Origin of the sequence: Kineosporia sp. R_H_3 (genome assembly GCF_002198675.1) — a bacterium.
Lineage (GTDB): Bacteria > Actinomycetota > Actinomycetes > Actinomycetales > Kineosporiaceae > R-H-3.
On record NZ_MWLL01000189.1, the window covers coordinates 15240 to 32864 of the forward strand.

General features: G+C 74.8%; 18 protein-coding genes and 1 pseudogene. 4 read left to right on the top strand and 15 right to left on the bottom strand.

From position 1 onward, the window contains the following. Positions 1-70: 70 nt before the first annotated feature. A complete protein-coding gene (locus tag ECOMGDLI_RS21790; RefSeq protein WP_088318962.1) occupies positions 71-265 on the bottom strand; it encodes a zinc ribbon domain-containing protein in 195 nt (64 codons plus the stop codon). 5 nt (positions 266-270) lie between these two features. After that, entirely contained in the window at positions 271-1380 is a 1110-nt protein-coding gene (locus ECOMGDLI_RS21795; RefSeq protein WP_088282708.1) for a cobalamin-independent methionine synthase II family protein, read from the bottom strand. A gap of 239 nt (positions 1381-1619) precedes the next feature. Here ECOMGDLI_RS21795 and ECOMGDLI_RS21800 point away from each other — a divergent pair, with 239 nt between their 5' ends. After that, positions 1620-2474 carry a phosphosulfolactate synthase gene (locus ECOMGDLI_RS21800; protein ID WP_198955086.1) on the top strand — a complete coding sequence of 285 codons (855 nt, stop codon included), beginning with the start codon at positions 1620-1622 and terminating at the stop codon, positions 2472-2474. Between the two features lie 8 nt (positions 2475-2482). On the opposite strand, the gene ECOMGDLI_RS21805 is transcribed toward ECOMGDLI_RS21800, so the two are convergent. Next, the gene (locus ECOMGDLI_RS21805) at positions 2483-3466 is read right to left on the bottom strand and encodes an RNA polymerase subunit sigma-70 (RefSeq protein ID WP_233153582.1); all 984 of its coding nucleotides are present in this window, start codon (positions 3464-3466) and stop codon (positions 2483-2485) included. A gap of 162 nt (positions 3467-3628) precedes the next feature. On the opposite strand from ECOMGDLI_RS21805, the gene ECOMGDLI_RS21810 reads away from it, so the two are divergent. Further along, positions 3629-4195: a dihydrofolate reductase family protein gene (locus ECOMGDLI_RS21810; protein ID WP_198955087.1), complete on the top strand. Its 567-nt coding sequence runs from the start codon at positions 3629-3631 to the stop codon at positions 4193-4195. 35 nt (positions 4196-4230) lie between these two features. Further along, positions 4231-4614: a VOC family protein gene (locus ECOMGDLI_RS21815; protein ID WP_088318966.1), complete on the top strand. Its 384-nt coding sequence runs from the start codon at positions 4231-4233 to the stop codon at positions 4612-4614. Between the two features lie 22 nt (positions 4615-4636). Here the strand turns inward: ECOMGDLI_RS21815 and ECOMGDLI_RS21820 are convergent, their stop codons facing one another. The 10 genes from ECOMGDLI_RS21820 to ribA form a co-directional block, all read right to left on the bottom strand. Continuing rightward, a complete protein-coding gene (locus ECOMGDLI_RS21820; RefSeq protein WP_198955088.1) occupies positions 4637-5611 on the bottom strand; it encodes a 1-aminocyclopropane-1-carboxylate deaminase/D-cysteine desulfhydrase in 975 nt (324 codons plus the stop codon). Continuing rightward, a complete protein-coding gene (locus ECOMGDLI_RS21825) occupies positions 5608-6972 on the bottom strand; it encodes an adenylosuccinate lyase family protein (RefSeq protein ID WP_088318967.1) in 1365 nt (454 codons plus the stop codon). Before ECOMGDLI_RS21825 ends, ECOMGDLI_RS21820 begins: the two co-directional genes overlap by 4 nt. Continuing rightward, positions 6969-7949: a hypothetical protein gene (locus ECOMGDLI_RS21830; RefSeq protein WP_198955089.1), complete on the bottom strand. Its 981-nt coding sequence runs from the start codon at positions 7947-7949 to the stop codon at positions 6969-6971. Before ECOMGDLI_RS21830 ends, ECOMGDLI_RS21825 begins: the two co-directional genes overlap by 4 nt. A 9-nt stretch (positions 7950-7958) precedes the next feature. Beyond that, a complete protein-coding gene (locus ECOMGDLI_RS21835) occupies positions 7959-9545 on the bottom strand; it encodes an NAD(P)/FAD-dependent oxidoreductase (RefSeq protein WP_088318968.1) in 1587 nt (528 codons plus the stop codon). Positions 9546-9550: 5 nt separating this feature from the next. Beyond that, positions 9551-11062, bottom strand: coding sequence for an argininosuccinate lyase (locus tag ECOMGDLI_RS21840; RefSeq protein WP_088318969.1), 1512 nt, complete (start codon positions 11060-11062; stop codon positions 9551-9553). Then, positions 11059-12018, bottom strand: coding sequence for a TIGR03564 family F420-dependent LLM class oxidoreductase (locus ECOMGDLI_RS21845; protein ID WP_088318970.1), 960 nt, complete (start codon positions 12016-12018; stop codon positions 11059-11061). The genes ECOMGDLI_RS21840 and ECOMGDLI_RS21845 overlap by 4 nt, the downstream gene beginning before the upstream one ends. Positions 12019-12114: 96 nt before the next feature. After that, entirely contained in the window at positions 12115-13059 is a 945-nt protein-coding gene (locus tag ECOMGDLI_RS21850) for an alpha-ketoacid dehydrogenase subunit beta (protein WP_369812783.1), read from the bottom strand. Positions 13060-13097: 38 nt separating this feature from the next. After that, positions 13098-14186 (bottom strand): thiamine pyrophosphate-dependent dehydrogenase E1 component subunit alpha, encoded by a 1089-nt coding sequence (locus ECOMGDLI_RS21855; RefSeq protein WP_088318972.1) that lies wholly within the window; start codon positions 14184-14186, stop codon positions 13098-13100. A 117-nt stretch (positions 14187-14303) separates the two neighbouring features. Next, on the bottom strand, positions 14304-15128 hold the full coding sequence (locus ECOMGDLI_RS21860) for a hypothetical protein (RefSeq protein WP_088318973.1): 825 nt from the start codon (positions 15126-15128) through the stop codon (positions 14304-14306). Between the two features lie 86 nt (positions 15129-15214). Further along, the gene (gene ribA / locus ECOMGDLI_RS21865; protein WP_233153583.1) at positions 15215-15970 is read right to left on the bottom strand and encodes a GTP cyclohydrolase II; all 756 of its coding nucleotides are present in this window, start codon (positions 15968-15970) and stop codon (positions 15215-15217) included. 86 nt (positions 15971-16056) lie between these two features. Here ribA and ECOMGDLI_RS21870 point away from each other — a divergent pair, with 86 nt between their 5' ends. Beyond that, positions 16057-16761 (top strand): dihydrofolate reductase family protein, encoded by a 705-nt coding sequence (locus tag ECOMGDLI_RS21870; protein WP_088318975.1) that lies wholly within the window; start codon positions 16057-16059, stop codon positions 16759-16761. Positions 16762-16769: 8 nt separating this feature from the next. Here ECOMGDLI_RS21870 and ECOMGDLI_RS33960 read toward each other — a convergent pair whose 3' ends face one another. Continuing rightward, positions 16770-17075, bottom strand: coding sequence for a hypothetical protein (locus ECOMGDLI_RS33960; RefSeq protein ID WP_143447840.1), 306 nt, complete (start codon positions 17073-17075; stop codon positions 16770-16772). After that, positions 17050-17601, bottom strand: a pseudogene (locus tag ECOMGDLI_RS36950) (lysylphosphatidylglycerol synthase domain-containing protein); the annotation flags it as partial. The gene ECOMGDLI_RS33960 and the pseudogene ECOMGDLI_RS36950, both read right to left, overlap by 26 nt. Positions 17602-17625 lie beyond the last annotated feature (24 nt).

Genomic DNA, 17625 nt, shown 5'->3' on the forward strand with positions numbered 1-17625 from the left:
AAGTGACTGCGGCGGGCGTCCCGGGGGACGCCCGCCGCAGCGGGTGGGGCCTTCGGTGGTGCGGTGCCGGTCAGCCGCAGCCGCACCCGCATCCCGACCCGCCGGGGCGGGTCGTGAACGGGTCGGTCGCCTCGACCGACGCCGGGCCCGCCCGGCGGCTCCCGCACGCCGAGCAGACCCAGACCGCCGGGACCCGGGCCCCCGCCATGACGAGGGACCGGAACGTGTGCCCGCAGTCCGGGCAGACGAGCTCCCAGACGGGCACGACGGTCAGCCGCGCAGCTTCTTGCGCGCCATCTCGGTGCCCGCCGCGAGGGCGTGCAGCTTGTCGACGGCGATGTACCGCTGGAGCAGGATGAGGCCGCAGTCGGTGGTCACGCCGAGCTTGTCCGGGTCGATGTACTCGGCCAGGCGCATGATGCGGTCGCAGACCTCCTCGGCGGTCTCGGTGATCGTCGACTTCACGTCGATGACCCCGGCCCAGAAGTTCACGTTGTCCGGCAGCGGGTGGTTCTTGATGACGTCGAGCCCGGAGAGGTCGTCGGAGCGGCGACCGCAGTTCTCCAGGTTGAGGACGTCGAACTTCGCCTCGTAGGACTTCGGGATGACGGACGCCGTCGCGGACGGCGCCTCGCCCTTGCGGGCGGTGAGGTCGAAGACCTCGCCGGCCTGGGCCGTCTCGTCGGGGTAGTAGGCCGGCGTGCCGCCCCAGTTGCCCCAGCAGATGTGGACGATGATCTGTGCGTTCTGCACGCCCTGGACGGCGCGGTTGAACGCCTCGATCGCCCAGTCCTCGTAGAAGTACGGCCACGTGAACTCGTCGAGCTGGATGAAGTCCACGCCGAGGGCGTCGACCTCGAGGATGTCCTCGTTCATGGCCGCGGCGAGGTCCATCGCGCGGTCGCGCGGGTTGTCGTAGTAGAGGTCGTTGGTGCACTGGGCGAGCACCTGGACACCCGTGTACTGGACCTTCGTCGCCTTGCCGGTCGCCTTCTTCAGCGCCTTGGCCTGCTCGACCATGATGGCGCCGCGACGCTTGAGCTCGCCGTGCAGCGTGCCGGCGTGGAGGCGGCTGTAGATCGGGAAGCCGAGGTGGCCGCCCTTGAGGTCGTAGCCGAGCCGCTTGAAGTAGTAGTAGACGGCCTGGTCGGCGTAGTTGTCGCCGTGGAGGCGGCCGTCCGTGATGATGTCGAGGCCCGCCGACTCCTGGTCGTGGACGATCGCCTGCATCGCGTCCTGGAACGCCTCACGGATGAACGCGTCCGGCGGCTCCTGGTCGCCGGCCCAGTCCCGCACCGGCCCGGCGTCCCACCACCGGGGGTTCGGGTAGTTCCCGACCATGGAGGTCGGGATGAGGATCTCCTTGTCTCCGACACGCATGTGCTTCTCCTCGGTCTCGGCGACGCTGCCGGCCGTTGGTCTGCGCCCGCCGCACGCTGATGTGCGCCAGGTCACAGCTGATCGTCGGCAGGACCGTAGCCCCGCCGCCGCCGCGGAATCCGCGTGCGTGCAGGACAGAGTCCGCGGAGGAATTCGTCCTGCGGGGCCACATCGTCGCCGCGGGCCGCGGCGCGATACTCCGCAGACCCGCTGCCCGTCGTCGTGCCGAGGAGGCCTCCGTGTCGCAGATCGGTCCGGGCTTCCTCAGCCTCCCGCCCCGTTCGGTGAAGCCGCGCGCGGAAGGGCTCACCCACGTGCTCGACAAGGGTCTGTCCTACGTCGCGCTCGAGTCGCTCCTCCAGACGGCGGGCGACCACATCGACTTCGTCAAGCTCGGCTGGGGGACGGCGTACGTCACCGACGGCGTCAAGGCGAAAGTGGCGCTGTGCAAGGCGAACGGGATCCGGATGTGCCCCGGTGGCACCCTGCTGGAGATCTGCGACCACCAGGGCCGCATCGAGGACTACGTGCGCTGGCTGCAGCGGCTCGGCCTCACCCACGTCGAGGTCTCGAACGGCGCCTTCGGGATGGAGACGACCCGCAAGCGCGAGCTGATCCGCCGGCTCTCGCAGGACTTCACGGTGCTCTCCGAGTGCGGCTCCAAGAACCCGCGCGTCGACGTCGTCGCGGACGACTGGGTCGAGGAGATGACCGGGGACCTCGAGGCCGGCGCCTCGATCCTCATCGCCGAGGCCCGTGAGAGCGGCACGGTCGGGCTCTACACGCCGACCGGCGAGGTCCGCACCGAGCTCGTCGAGGCGATCGTCGGCAACCTCCCGGCGGCGAAGGTCATCTTCGAGGCCCCCCGCAAGGACCAGCAGGCCTGGTTCGTCCGCCGGCTCGGCGCCGTCGCGAACCTCGGCAACATCCCCGCCGACGAGGTCGTCGCGCTGGAGACGCTGCGCCTCGGCCTGCGCTCGGACACCCTCGACCTGCTGCCCGAGGACGGGCCGCACGCCTGCCTGCCCGAGCCGGCCGCAGCACCGACACCGGTGCCGCTCGGGCACCTCGGGACGGCGCACGCGCATCCCTGACCGGCGGCTCAGCCGTCGAGGACCGGTCGCAGGCCGAAGAGCTCGAAGACCGCGCCGTCCTGGAAGACGACGTTGCGGGCGATCCCGTCCGGCCGGACCGTGAGCACCTGGAGCGTGTGCAGCCGCAGCACCCCGTCGGCGTCCGGGCAGTAGGCGACGAGCGCCGGCTGCCCGTTCGCGGTCGCCGGCACCGCGCGCCAGCCCGTCCCGCGGACCCGGAACACGCGCTGCATGAAACGGCCGTAGTCCTCCCGGCCCGCGAACCACAGCGGGACCGGGGGCATCTCCAGCACGACGTCGTCCGTCAGCAGGGCCACGATCGCCGCCACGTCGGCCGCCTCGAACGCCGCGACGAACCGCTCGACGGTCGCTGCGACCGCCGGGTCGTCCGGGGCGCGCATCCCGGCCTCGGCGGGCAGGGCCGCGGCCAGCGTGGCGCGGGCGCGCTGCAGGGCACTGTTCACTCCCGCGACGGTGGTCCCCAGCTGCCCGGCGACCTCGGCGGAGCCGAACTCCAGGACGTCGCGCAGCAGGAGCACGGCGCGCTGGCGTGCCGGGAGCAGCTGCAGGGCGGCCACGAGCGCGAGCCGGACGCTGTCCCGCTGCGCCGCCCGGGCCTGCGGGTCGCTGCCCAGCTCCAGCAGACGGCCAGGGATCGGCTGGAGCCACGGCACCTCGACGTCGGGCGTGAGTGCCACGTCGGGGTCCGTGCCCGCAGGCCCCAGGCCCGACGGCAGCGGTCGGCGTGGCCTGCTCTCCAGCGCGGTGAGGCAGGCGTTCGTCGCGATCCGGTAGAGCCAGGTCCGCACCGACGCCCGTGTCGCGTCGTACCGGCCGCGCGCCGCCCAGGCCCGCATCAGCGTCTCCTGGGCGAGGTCCTCCGCGTCGTGCACGGAGCCGAGCATCCGGTAGCAGTGCACGACGAGCTCGCGGCGGTGCCTGTCCAGCGCCGGTCCGAGGTCCGTCCCGCCGGGAGCATCGACGCCGTCCACCCGCACCCCTCGCTGCCGCGTCCGCGCCGGCCGCGTGACGTCGTCCGACGGTACCGCCGCCCGAGACCGTCTCACGGCCGACCGATGAGTCCGCAGGGCCCCGCCGGTAGGTACGTGCACCAGCATGCGAGCCGGCCGGGCGACCGGTCGGGAGGAGGCACCGTGCACCGCGTCATCGCCATCCACTACGCCACGCTCGACGGCTTCGTCGAGGACCCCGACGGCTCGGCCGGCACACCCGGCGGCGGGTGGCTCTACCGGTACGGGCCCGAGACGCTCGCCGGGGACAAGTTCCGGCTCGGCGGGACCCTCGACACCTGCGCCCTCCTCTTCGGCCGCGTGACCTGGGAGGTGTTCTCGCGCCGCTGGCCGGCCCGGACCGACGACTTCTCCGCGCGGATGAACGCAGCCCGCAAGGTCGTCGTCACCCGGACCCTCACCGACGTGAGCGGATGGCACAACTCGACGGTCCTGGACGGCGACCTCGTCGACGGGGTGCAGCGGCTGCGTGCGGAACGCGACGTCGTCGTCATCGGCAGCGTCGGGATCGTCCACGAGCTCACGGCCCGGGACCTCGTGGACGAGTTCCGCGTCGTCGTCCTGCCGACGGTCCTGGGGACCGGGCGGCGGCTGTTCACCGGACCGGCCGGCGCCGACGACCTCGAGCTGGAGTCGGTCGAGCGCTCCGGGCAGGGCGCGCTCCTGCGCTACCGGCGGCCGGGGCGCTGACCCGGCCGCACCCCGGGGAGGGCCAGGATGTCGCCATGCCCGCACGCGCCCACCTCATCCTCTACGTCGCCGACCAGAGCGCTGCCGTCGCCTTCTGGCAGCGGGTGCTCGGAACCGCTCCGGTGCTCGACGTGCCGGGGATGGCCGAGTTCGCGCTCACCGACCGGACGGTCCTGGGACTCATGCCGGAGGCGGGGATCCGGTCGCTGCTCGGGCCGGGGCTGCCGGACCCGGCGCAGGCACGCGGCGTGCCGCGCGCGGAGGTCTACCTCGTCGTCGACGACGCGCCCGCGCACCACCGGCGGGCCCTCGCGGCCGGGGCGACCGAGCTGTCCCCGGTGTCGCCACGGTCCTGGGGGGCGCACGTCGGCTACAGCCTCTGCCCCGACGGGCACGTCGTCGCGTTCGCCGGGGCGTGAGCGCAGCCGCCCGGCGTCCGGGTCAGGCGGTGAAGAGGGTCGGCGCGCCGCCGGTGACGAGGAAGACCACCGGCCCGGCGACGGCGACGTCGGTCTCGCCGCGCAGCGAGGCGAGCAGCCCGGCCATCGCCTTCGCCGCGAACACCGGGTCGAGGAAGACGCCCTCCGTCCTCGCGACGAGGGACGCCGCCTCGTCGCCGGCGGGCGAGCGGCGACCCTTGGCCGTGCCGAGGAAGCCGTCGAGCACCGTCGGCGGGCCGGGCTGCGCGGGGGTCCCGAGGATCGCCGCCGCGTCGTCGGCGATGCGCCGGACCCGTTCCCGGCACTCCTCGGCGGGCCGGCTCACCGTGACACCGACGACGTCGTAGCCGGGGCGCAGCCAGGCGTGCGCGGCGGCGAGGCCGGCGTGGGTGCCGCAGGAGCCGGTGGCCAGCCACAGCGAACGCGGCCGGGACCCGTTCTCCTGCAGCTGTTCCGCGAGCTCCAGCCCGGCGGCGACGTAGCCGAGGGCGCCGACGCCGGTCGCTCCGCCGCGGTGGACGCCGTACGGCCGGCGGCCCTGCGCGCGCAGGTCGGCGCACACGGCGTCGACGCCCCGGTCGACCGAGGACCGGTCGTCGTCGCCGGTGAAGTGCAGGGTCGCCCCGGCGAGGACGGCGAGGGCGTGGTTGCCGACCGGGCCCTGCGGGGGCGGGGACCCGAAGGTCACGAGGGTCGTGTCGAGGCCGCGGGTGCGGGCGGCCAGCGCCGCGAGCATCGCCCAGTTCGACTGCGGGCCGCCGCCCGTGACGAGGCAGTCCGCGCCCTGCGCGAGGGCGTCGGCGAGCAGGTACTCCAGGCCGCGGACCTTGTTGCCGCCCAGGCCGAGCCCGGTGAGGTCGTCGCGCTTGAGCCAGATCTCGACGCCGAGGGCGTCGGAGAGCCGCGGCGCCGGCTGCAGGGGAGTGGGCAGGGTGCCGAGGCGCACCCGCGGGACGTCGAGCAGGCCCCCGCTCACGCCGTCCCCGCCGGTCCGCCGCCGGCCAGCACGCGGTCGACGAACGCCGTCGCGGCGCCGAGCGCGTTGACCGGGTCGAGGGCGGCGTCGAGCTCGTCGGCGCTGAGGCCGCCGGGCCCGACGATGCCGGCGTCGGTGAGCGCCGTCCGCAGGTCGACGCCGCGCTCGACGCCCTTCATCGTCGCGGCGTAGACCGTCTCGTGGGCGACGTGCTTGCCGACCCGGTCCGCGAGCCGGCGCATGACCGGTTCCGACATCGGGTAGCCGCGCTGGGCATCGAGGTTGGCGCGCATCCTGGCCCCGTCGACCTGGAGCCCTTCGAGGAGCTTCGCGGCGAAGCCGAGCGCGGCGCCGGTGAGCAGGCTGCTCTCCGGCAGCACGAGCCACTCGGCCTTCCAGCCGCGGCCGTCCCGCTCGTGGAGCGCGACCATGCCCTCGAGCGCGGTGCCCGCGTTGGCCCGGACGACCCGGCCGAGCGTGTCGAGGTGCTCGGCGAGCTCGGGGTTGCGCTTGTGGGGCATGGTGATGCTGCCGACCTGGCCGGGCGTGAACGGCTCCGCGACCTCGCCGAGCTCGGGCCGCTGGAGCTCGAAGATCTCGTTGCCGATCTTCGAGAGCGTGCCGGTGACCAGCGCGAGCAGGGTCGCGAACTCGGCGACCCGGTCCCGCGCCGTGATCCACGGCAGCTCGGGGACGCCGAGCCCCAGCCGGGCGGCGAACGCGTCGAGGAGCGGCAGCGCGTCGTCCCCCCAGAACTCCAGGGTCCCGAGCGCGCCGCCGAGCTGCACGACCTCGAGCCGGGGGCGGGCCTGCGCGACGCGCTCGAGGTGCCGCCCCAGCTCGGCGGCCCACACGGCCGCCTTGTACCCGAACGTCACCGGCAGGCCGGGCTGGCCGTGGGTGCGTCCGCTCATCACGGTGCCGCGGTGCCGGCGTGCGAGGTCGAGAGCGGCTGCGCGGCAACGGGTCACGTCCCGCTCGACGACGTCGAGGACGTCGCGCATGACGAGCGCGAACCAGGTGTCGGTGACGTCCTGCACCGTCGCGCCGTAGTAGACCCACTCGGCGGCCTCCGCCGGCAGCAGCTCGCGCAGGCACCGGATGAGACCGAGCGTCGAGTGCCCGGTGGCCCGGGTGCCCGCGGCGACCTGCTCGAGGTCGAGCAGCCCGACGTCCGCGTGCGCCCGGATCGCGGCCGCCGCCTCCGCCGGCACGACGCCGAGCCCGGCCTGCGCCTCGGCGAGCGCCGCGAGGACGTCGAGCCAGCGCTGGGTGCGGCCCTCGTCGTCGAAGAGCGCCCGCAGCTCGGGCGTCGACCACAGGTGCCGGTAGACGACCGAGTCGGGCGGCAGCGCCGTCACCCGGGGGCCTCGATCCGCGCGACCGACGGCGACAGTCCCTGCACCGCCTCGGGGGCGAGCGGGAGGAGCATCGCCCGCAGGCCGTCGCGGATCTCGTCGAGCGTCGTGCCCCACGGGACGACGGCCATGTCGCCGTCGACCTCGAGTCCGCGCTCGATGAGGCAGCACTTCGTGAGCGTCACGCCGTGCTCGGCGGACGGCGTCCGCGCACCGTTGCCGTTCCCGTTGCCGATGCCGTCCGCTCGCCCCGCCTCGACGCGCTTGCGCGGGCACAGGTCCACGCGCGGCGGCTCGTCGCCGTAGAAGTGCCGGTGGAACTGCACCGACCGCTCGCAGCCGATGAGCGTCCAGTCGTGCCGCTCCGGGGGCCGGGTGTCGAGGAACTCCACGGGCGCACCGAGGTCGGTGCCCGAGCCGCGGCACGGCAGCAGGTAGCCCGCTGCCGGGTTCGCCGCCGCCAGGTCGTGGACGTCGACCGCGTCGAGGACCAGCTCGACGGGCGGCAGGTCCTCGTCGTACGCGATGACCTGCTGCGCCTGGAGGAACAGCTTCGGCGGGTGCGGCGGCACGACCTCGGTGACGCGCACCCGGATCGGCGCGGGCTCCCAGAGGAAGTTCACGTGCTGGAACCGGCCGAGGACGACCGTGACCCGCGCCCCCGGGACGGCGGCCGCCGCGAGCGACGTCGCGTTGCCGACGTCCGTCTCCGGTGACTCGACCCACGCCGTCTCGTCGACGCCCGCGAGCACGCGGGCCTCGACGACGGGGGAGAAGAGCGGCTCGACGCTCTCCTTGCGCACGGCGACGAGCACCGTCGCACCGCCGTTGCGCAGCGCGAGGAAGTCCGTGCGGCGGTAGACCTCGCGGCCCTGCAGGTACGCGAGGACCGACCGCTCGTCGAGCGGGACGTCGACCTCCTGCACGGACAGCCCGCGGTACGGGTGCGCCCGGGTGTTCGGGACGGGCAGCGGGATCACGGCGGCCGCCTACAGGTTCCGGAGCTCCGCGCTGCCGGCGCGCAGCCGGGACAGCTGGACGAAGTGCTCCGGGTTGAGGAACAGCTCGTTCATCCAGCCGAGCGCGTCGACGGTGAGGCCCTCGGGCCGGTGGATGAGGTGGTCGAGGTACTGGAAGGCGTCCTTCGCGCCGTACCCGACGTGGTGCGCCCCGACGACCTTGCGGCTGGCACCGTCGACGACGAGCTTCTGGAAGCCCGACAGCTCGGGCTTGCTGAACGCGTAGAGCATCGTGCCCTCGGCGCAGGGCAGCGGCAGGTTCGGGGTGTCGAGGCCCTTGACGGTGGGAGGCATCTGGATGATGACGACGTCGTCGAACCGCTCACGCGCCTCGGCCTCGGTGAGCCCGACCCACGTCACCTCGTAGGTGGTGTGGAGGAAGTCGGGGTACTCGCTGTAGTCGAACTCGAGGTCCTCGCCCATGATGTTCCGGGCCGCGGTGACGCCGCTCTTGCGGGCCTTGAACATCTCCATCGGGCCGTCGATCATGTCGCCGATGGCGTACACCCCGGGCACCCCGGTCTGCATCCGCTTGTTGACGACGACCCGCCCGGTGTCGGAGACCTCGACGCCGAGGATCTCGTCGGCGCCGTTGAGGCTGGGCCGCTCGCCGGTGCCCATGTAGACCATGTCGCACGGCAGGTCGGTCTCGGTGCCGTCGGCGAGCCGCACCGTCACGCTCGTCGCACGGCCGTCGGTGCCGTTGACCCGCACCGGGTGCGCGCCCTCGAGGATCTCCATGCCCCGCTTGCGCATGCCCTCGACGACGTACTGGCGCAGGTCCTCGTCGACGTGGTGCAGGCTCTTGGTCCGCATGAGCTGCGACCGGGAGACGATCGTCGTCTCGCAGCCCGTCGCCTGGAAGAACGAGCCGTACTCCATGGCCACCTTGCTGCCGCCGATGATGACGCAGCGGGTCGGCTCGTAGTCGAGGTCCTCGACGAGCGAGACGAAGTCGTAGACGCCCGCGAGGTCGAGGCCGGGGATGTCCGGCCAGACCGGCCGGGCGCCCATGCCGAGGACGAGGTTCTTCGCCCGGAACGTTCGGCCGGCGGCCGTCACCGTGTTCTTGTCCACGATCGTCGCCCGCGCGTTGAGCACGTACTCGACCTCGAGCTGCTCCTTGGTCTGCCAGTTCATGAACGCGTGGGCGCTGCCACGGCCGGCGAGGAAGAGCTTGACCAGACCGAGGATGCTCGCCCGGGAGGCGTCGAACTTCGGGAAGAACAGCTCGTCGGAGAACCAGCGCATCCGGTCGAGCTCCTCGGCCGCCTCCGAGAAGAGATGGTGCGGCACACAGGCCTGGTGCGGGCACGAACCGCCGAGGAACGGCCACGCGTCGATGATGAGCGGCCGCCCGCCCATGGCCTTCATGTACGCCGCGCCGAACCGGCCACCGGCGCCGCCGCCGATGAACACCGCGTCGTACAGGGGTTCGCTGCCGTCGGGACTGTCGCGCTCGAGGTTGAGGATCGGCTCCGAGTCCGGGTCGCTCAGGCAGGACTCGATGAGGTGGTTCCACTCGGCGAGGTTCGGGTGCTCGTCGCGGATGTCCATGGTGGTCAACCCTTCTCGGGAACTGCGGGGGCGGGGGCGGGCAGGTCGGCCGCTGCGGCGCGGGCGAGGTCGAGCAGGGCGGTCTCGGCGGCGGCGAAGGCCGCCCGGCGGTCGTCGACGGCGGCGACGACGGCGTCCGCGTCGGCCCGGCAGCGGCCGGCCATGGCGCGGACGACGTCCGGGGCGGCACCACCGGGGCCGGTCCGGGTGGCGACCACCGCGGCCGCGTCGAGGACGCCGCCGAGGTCGGTGCCGGCGAGCCCGAGCGGGGCCCCGGTCACGGTCACCGCGGCCGCGTCGAGCATGTCGCCGGTGAGGTCGCGACCCGCGAGGCCCGCAGCAGCCGCGGTGCGGACGGCGGCCCCGACGACCTCGTACGCCGTCCGGTAGTCGAGCCCGCAGGTCGTCATGACGTGCTCGGCGAGGTCGGTCGCCTGGGTGAACGACGCGTCGAGGGCCCGGCGCATCGCCGGGGCGTCGACCTCGACGCCGGCGACGACGCCGGCCATGAGCCGGGTCGCCCGGACGGCGAGCGACAGGGCCCGCGGCACCTCGCCGTACGCGAAGATCATCCCGTCGCTGCGGGCGGACGGCGTCCGGCAGACCGTGAGCAGCCCGGTGAGCCGGCCGATGAGGATGCCGGCCTCGCCGCGGACCATCGACAGGGCGTACGGGTTGCGCTTCTGCGGCATCATGACGCTGCTGCGCGAGTGGCCGTCGGCGAGCTGGAGCCAGCCGTACTCGTTGCTCGCCCAGATCTCCAGGTCCTCCGCGAGCTTGCTCAGCGTCGTCACGAGGCTCGTCGCGGAGGCGAGCGCGGAGACCATCCCGTCGGTCGCCCACATCGCGTCCCGGGTGTGCTCGAGGATCCCGTCGAACCCGAGCAGGTCGCTGACCCGCTGCCGGTCGTACGGCAGCCGGCCGCCGTTGACGCTGCCGACGCCGCCCGCGCTGCGGTTCAGCGCCGCGAGGTCCGCCTGAAGCCGCTCGACGTCCCGCAGAACGGGGTAGGCGAAGGCGAGCAGGTAGTGCCCGAACGTCGACGGCTGGGCGTGCTGGAGGTACGTCTGGTCGGCGAGGTAGGTCTCGGCGTGGGCGTCCGCCTGGTCGGCGACGGCCCGGACGAACCCGGCGGCGGCCGCGACGAGGTCGAGCAGGTCGGTGCGCAGCCGCAGCCGCAGCGCCACCCGGACCGCCTCGCGCCGGGTGCGGGCCACGTGCAGCCAGCCCGCGTCGTCCCCGATCCGGGCCGCGAACACCCGCTCCCGGCAGTTGTACGTCTCGCCGTGCACCGGGTCGTACCCGAACGTCTCGACCGGCGTCGCGTGCGCCTCGAGGAGGACGGCGAACAGCCGGGCCGCGGCGTCCTGCGGGACGAGGTGCTGCTCTGTGAGGACGACGAGGTGCGCGAGGTCGGCGAGGTCGATGCCCTCGTGGAGCAGCGGCGCGTCGGCGACCTCGATGGCGAACCCGCCCTCGACGAGCTCCGGGGCGTACTTCCCGAGCCGGCCCGTCACAGGCCCTCCCGGGCCAGCCCGGCGAGGAACGCGGTCGTGCGCGCCGCGGTGCCGTCGTCCGGTGCACCGGCCGCGCCGAGCCCGAACGGGGTCGCCCAGAGCTCGGTCGTGCCGGCGTCGGCGTACGCCCGCAGCTGCCGGGCGACGTCCTCCTCGGTGCCGACGACCGCGACGTCCGCGACGTGCTCGACGCCCTGGCGCGCCATGAGGCGCTGGTAGTTCTCCAGGCCGGCGTACCGGGCGAAGACCGTGCCGGCGGCCTCGCGGGCGGCGGCCCTCGACGCGTCGTCGCCGCCGCAGACCGCGACCGGGATCGCGGCGACGAGCCGGGGCGCCGGGCGGCCGGCGCCGTCGGCCGCGGCGCGCAGCCGCGGGCCGATGTCGGACGCGAGGCCGTGCGGGGTCGCGAGCCACGTCACCGTGCCGTCCGCGAGCTCACCGGCCGCGGCGACCATGAGCGGGCCGAGCCCGCCGACGACGACGCTCACCGGGCTCGTGCCGGGGACGCCGAACCCGCCGTCGACGCTGAAGTGCTCGCCGCGGTAGGTCACCGTGCCGTCGCGCAGCAGCGGCACGAGCACCGACAGGTACTCGCGCATGTGCGCAGCGGGGGAGGTGTACGGCAGGCCGAAGAGACCCTCGATCACCGGCCTGTGCGAGACCCCGACGCCGAGGGTGAGCCGGCCGCCGCAGAGCGACTGGACGGTGGCCGCGGCCTGGGCGAGCGCGTGCGGGTGACGCGGGTAGGTCGGGACGACGCCGACGCCGAGGTCGATCGTCGAGGTGCGGCTGCCGGCGACGGCGAGGACGCTGAGCGCGTCGATGCCGCGGGACAGGTGCACCGTCCACGCCGAGCCGAAGCCCGCCGCTTCGGCGTCGCACGCCTGCTGGGCGACCTCCGCGGGGAGCAGTGGCCGTCCGACGAGCTCGGCGCCGATGCCGATCGCGATCCTCACCGGGTCAGCATCCGGTCCGGTGCGGCGGTTCGGGCATGTCCCCTCCGGACGAAGATGCGCCCGGGTCTTGTTCGCCCGGGCCCGGGACGGCGGGCGTCACGGCACCGGCGCGACCCGGCGGTGGTCGAGGGCGCGGTGGACCGCGGCGACGACCTTGGCGGCGCTCGGGGAGACCTCCGCCTCGAGCTCCTTGGCGACCGGCAACGGGACGTTGCCGCCGCTGACCCGCAGCACCGGCGCCCGCAGGTCCCCGAAGGCCTCCTCGGCGACGAGGGCGGCCACCGCGGCGCCCCAGCCGAGCTGCCCGGGGTTCTCCTCGACGACGACGAGCCGACCGGTCCGCCCGACCGAGGCGAGCACCGTCGCGGCGTCGAGCGGGACGAGGCAGCGCAGGTCGATGACCTCCGCCTCGACACCGGCCGCGGCGAGGTCGGCGGCCGCGGCGAGGCACATCGGCACGGTCGAGGCGAGCCCGACGAGCGTCACGTCGGCGCCCGAGCGGCGGACCGCGGCCCGGCCGAGCGGGACGACGTGGTCGCCGTCCGGGACCTCACCGCGGACGCCGTAGAGCGCCTTGTGCTCGAAGACGAGGACCGGGTCGTCGCTGCGGACCGCGGCCGCGAGGAGGCCGACGGCGTCGCCGGGCGTCGACGGGCACGCGATCTTCAGACCGGGTACGCACATCGCCCAGTTCTCGGTGGCCTGGCTGTGCTGGGCGCCGAAGCCGATGCCGCCGCCGTTCGCCGAGCGGATGACGAGCGGCAGGGTCAGCCGGCCCGCGCTCATGTAGCGGGCCTTGGCGATCTCGTTGACGACGCCGTCCCAGCACGTCGCGTAGAAGTCGCTGAACATGATCTCGGCGACCGGCCGCAGGCCGCCCATCGCGGCGCCCATCGCGGCCCCGACGATCGCCTGCTCGGAGATCGGGGTGTCCCGGACGCGCACGGGCCCGAACCGCTCGAAGAGCCCCTTCGTCGTCTTGAAGACCCCGCCCGCGCGCAGGTCCTCCCCGATGAGGACGACGGTCGGGTCCTGGTCCATCTCCCGGGCCAGGCCGGCCGCGACCGCCTCCCGGTACGTCAGCTCCGCCACGTGCTGCTCCCGTCGCTCCAGACGTCGGTCCAGGCGTCCGCGGCGTCGGGCACCGGCGCCTCCTGCGCCCGGCGGGCGATCGCCGCCACCTGCTCGCGGACCTGCGGCAGGACCGCCTCGTACGCCGCCGGGTCGCCGCCGCGCGCGAGGGCGGCGTCCCGGTGCACGGCGAGCGGGTCGCGCTCCTTCCACGCCTCGACCTCGCCGACGGGCCGGTACGCGGCCGGGTCGGCGACCGAGTGGCCGCTGTGCCGGTAGGTGCGGGCCTCGACGAGCACCGGGCCCTCGCCGCGGCGCGCGGTCGCGACGGCCGCGACGGCGACCTCCCGGACGGCGCTCACGTCGTTGCCGTCGACGGTGATCGCCGGGAGCCCGTAGGCGGCCGCCCGGTCCGCCGCGGGGTAGGTCACCGGGACGACGGTCTCGATCGGGGTGTACTCCATGTACCCGTTGTTCTCGCAGACGAAGACGACGGGCAGGTGCCAGACGGCCGCGAGGTTGAGCGCCTCGTGGAAGGCCCCGATGTTCGTCGCCCCGTCGCCGAAGAAGCAGGCGGTGACCCGGCCGTCGCCGAGCACCTGGCTCGCCCAGCCGAGCCCGGCCGCGACCGGCAGGTGGGCGCCGATGATGGCGTGCGACCCGAGGTAGCCGTGCTCGACGCTGAGGACGTGCATGGAGCCGCCCTTGCCGCCGCAGACACCACCGGCCCGGCCGAGCAGCTCGAGCATCATGCCGTCGGGAGGGGTGCCGCGGACCAGCGCGTGGTGGTGGCCGCGGTAGGTGCCGATCGACCGGTCCTGGGGGCCGAGCGCCGCGCCGACGCCGACCGCGACGGCCTCGTGCCCGAGCGCGAGGTGGGCCGGGCCGCGGACCTGGCCCTGCTTGTAGAGGGTCTCGACGCGCTCCTCGAAGGCCCGGACGAACGCCATCGCGCGGTACAGGCGCAGGTCCTGGTCCGCCGGTGACAGGTCGCGCAGGTCGGCCGAGGTGAGGCCCTCGTTCCGGTCCGGCGTCGGGTGCGCGTCACCCGCGGCGCCGGAGGCGGCGGCCCGCCCGGCTGATGTGTCGGTGGACATCGGCAACCCCTCTGCGTCGTCGCCAGAGAGGAACGGTAGGCAGCGGTGCGGGCCGCCCGACTCGTCCCGGGTGGCCAGTTTTCGGCCACCGGGTTGCCCGCGGGGGACGAGCGCCGCTCAGCCTGCCAGCACCGCGGAGGCGAGCTTCCGGGCCCGCTCGCAGCCGGCCGTCTCGTCGAGCAGGTCGGTGGCGGTGCCGTCAGGAGTGCCCCCGACGCTGGCGTAGACCAGGTCCTCGCCGGAACGGACCAGGATGCCGACGGTTCCCGTGAGGCCCAGCGAGGTGCAGAACGCCTCGTCGCCGATCCCCTCGACCGCCGTGCCGTAGTACGGCGTCGTCTCGACCGTCGTGCTCGTCCCCTCGCCGTCGTCGGTGCTCGACACGACGACCCCCTTGGCCTGCTTCACCTCGGCCTGGAACCGGGCCGCGGCGTCGCCGCCGCGGACGACCGCGACGCGCACGAGCAGGCCGCCGGAGTCCTCGCCGGCGGCCGACCCCCAGCAGGACGGCGCGTCCGCGAGCACCCTGGCGTCGATGATCCCCGACACGAGACCGCCCAGCCCGGTGCCCTTCTCCAGCGTGATCGGCGTCCCGAGCGCCTCGCTGACGACGGCGTCGGACGTGATCTCGCAGCTGCCGGGCTCGACGAACTCCGTGGCCTTGTTCCCGAGCCACCGGACGCCGATGACGACGGCGACCACGACCACGACGCCGAGGACGAGCAGGACGCCCCCCGCGACGAGCGCGACCTTGCCGCACCCGCTCATGCCGGACGACGGCACGGGTCCGGCACCGGGGGCGGGCGGCTGGTACTGGGACGGCGGGGAGACCGGCGCGAACTGGGCCTGCGGTGCCTGCGGTGCCTGAGGCGCCTGCGCGGGCGGGTAGTAGCGGCCGTCGGATGCCAGCCACCAGCCCGGGCCCTGCGGTTGCTCGCTCATCGGTCCCCTCCGTCGGGCCGCCCCTCGGCCGCCGCAGCGGCGGCCGAGGATACACGAGCCGACCGGTCGCGAGAGCGGGCTCCCGCTCAGCCGTCGGCGGCCTCGGGGACGACCGACGGCAGGTCGATGGTGTGCGCCGTGTGGCGGACCTTCGCGGTGAGGTAGCCCGCGTTCGCCGCGGACAGGTGCACCCGGGTCGGGACCCGCTCGGTGACCTCGACCCCGTACGCCTCGAGCTGCACCGCCTTGTCGGGGTTGTTGCTGAGGAGGGCGACCCGGTGGGCCCCGAGCGTGCGGAGCATCTGGGCGGCCGCGGCGTAGTCGCGCTCGTCGTCCGCGTGCCCGAGGCTGCGGTTCGCCGCGTACGTGTCGAGGCCGTCGTCCTGGAGGGCGTAGGCGTCGAGCTTGGCGTAGAGCCCGATGCCGCGGCCCTCCTGGCGCAGGTAGAGCACGAACCCGCCGACCTCGGTGACGCGCTCGAGCGCCTCGCGCAGCTGCGGGCCGCAGTCGCAGCGCAGCGAGCCGAGGACGTCGCCGGTGAGGCACTCCGAGTGCGCCCGCACGAGGGTGCCCCGGCCCACGGCCGCGGCCCGGCGCAGCGAGCGCTGCCAGTCGCCCAGGCCGAGGGCGAGATGCTCCTTGCCGTCGACGAGACCGTCGAACGTGAACACGTCCGCCCGCGTTTCATAGCCGTCGGGTGCACGCAGCGGCACGGTCACCCGCCGCCGGACGGCGGCCTCGGGAGGGGTCCGCCCGTGGGTGGCGGTCCGGGTCTCGGGGGTGCCCGGCAGGGGCAGCGGGTCGGCCATCGGCGTCCTGTCCTCGGATCGGGAAGTGGTCACGGCAGCAGGGAGCGGCCGGGGCCGGCGCGGGGCGAGCAGCCCCGCCGCTGCGGCGGGAGCCGGGCGGCGGGCGGGAGGACAGGACAGTGGGAGAGCGACCGTACGTCGTGCTCAGCTGCAGCACGTCCATCGACGGCTGCCTCGACGACGCCTCGTCGCAGCGGCTCATGCTGTCGAACGACGCGGACTTCGACCGCGTCGACGCGACCCGGGCCGGCTGCGACGCGATCATGGTCGGGGCCCGGACGGTGCGCCGGGACAACCCCCGCCTGCTCGTGCGCTGCCCGGAGCGCCGGGCGCAGCGGCTGGCGCGGGGCGTCCCCGAGACGCCCGCGAAGGTCGTGCTCACCGGCCGCGGCTGCCTCGACCCGGACGCCGCGTTCTTCACGTGCGGGGACGCCGAGCGCCTCGTCTACGCCGCGACCCCCGGGTACGGCACGGCCCGCGAGCGGCTCGGGGCGCGCGCCACGGTGCTCGACGCCGGCGACCCGGTCGACCTCGGGCTCGTCCTCGCGGACCTCTACGAGCGCGGCGTCGAGCGGCTCATGGTCGAGGGCGGGCAGACGATGCACACGCAGCTCATCGGGGAGGGGCTCGCCGACGAGCTCCACCTCTCCGTGGCGCCGCTGTTCGTCGGCGAGGCGCAGGCGCCGCGGCTGCTCGGCGCGGGCCGCTTCCCGCAGGACCGGGGTCGCCGCGCCCTCCTCGCGGAGGTGCGCCAGATCGGGGACGTCGTCCTGCTGCGGTACGGGCTCTCGGAGCGGTTCGACCGCGAGGCCCTCGCGGGCTGACCGGGCCGTCATCGGGCGACCAGGTCGGCGACGGCGGGCGGCTCGTCCGGCGCGCCGGTCGATGCAGCGGTCGGCGCAGCGGGCCGCACCCGCCGGACGACGAGGACGACCGCGCCCGGCAGGCTCGAGACGAGGACGCAGACCCCGAAGGCGACCGAGGCGCTGACGCCCTGGGCGGCCCCGAGCCCGGCCGCGCCGAACGCCCACGCGGCGGCGCCCTCGCGCGGTCCCCAGCCGCCGACGTTGAGCGGCAGCGACATCGCGACGAACGCGACGAGGGCGAGCGGGACGACGCGGCCGACCGGCGCGTCCACCCCGGCCGCGCGCGCCGACGCCGACGACGGCGGCGACGACGAGCCCGGCCGCGACCCACGACCGGGGCACGGGCAGCAGGGCCGGGCCGGAGGCCACGAGGGCGACCGCGGTCGCGGCCACGAGGACGACAAGGCCGGCGGCGCGCTCGACGGCGACGGCCGCGGCGGCCCGGCGCAGGTCGCGGGCGTCCCGGCCGTGCCGGACGGCCCGGTCGACGTCGCCGAGGACGCCGCCCGGCAGCACGGCGTTGAGGAAGACCGCGCGGTAGTAGTCGGCGGTCGCCGTCCGCAGGTCCAGCGCGAGACCGGCGCCGCGGGCGACCGCGGTCCAGCGCCAGGCGCAGGCGGTCGTCGTCACGGCGCCCAGCCCGAGCGCGGCGAGCAGGGTGGGGGCGTCGACGGCCGCGACCCCGTCGAGGAACGGGCGGCCGCCGAGCCGCAGCAGCAGCGCGCCGAGGACGGCGAGCCCGGCGAGGGTCCCGAGGTGCGGGCGCACGGCGCGCAGGGCCGTCGTCGTGACGCGCATGCCCGCCTCCCTCGCCCCGTCGTG

Excerpts from the sequence above, each read along its gene's own strand:
- ECOMGDLI_RS21795 (WP_088282708.1), bottom strand. The coding sequence starts at position 1,380 with ATGCGTGTCGGAGACAAGGAGATCCTCATCCCGACCTCCATGGTCGGG.
- ECOMGDLI_RS21815 (WP_088318966.1), top strand. The coding sequence starts at position 4,231 with ATGCCCGCACGCGCCCACCTCATCCTCTACGTCGCCGACCAGAGCGCT.
- ECOMGDLI_RS21835 (WP_088318968.1), bottom strand. The coding sequence starts at position 9,545 with ATGGACATCCGCGACGAGCACCCGAACCTCGCCGAGTGGAACCACCTC.
- ECOMGDLI_RS21850 (WP_369812783.1), bottom strand. The coding sequence starts at position 13,059 with ATGGACCAGGACCCGACCGTCGTCCTCATCGGGGAGGACCTGCGCGCG.
- ECOMGDLI_RS21855 (WP_088318972.1), bottom strand. The coding sequence starts at position 14,186 with ATGTCCACCGACACATCAGCCGGGCGGGCCGCCGCCTCCGGCGCCGCG.
- ECOMGDLI_RS21860 (WP_088318973.1), bottom strand. The coding sequence starts at position 15,128 with ATGAGCGAGCAACCGCAGGGCCCGGGCTGGTGGCTGGCATCCGACGGC.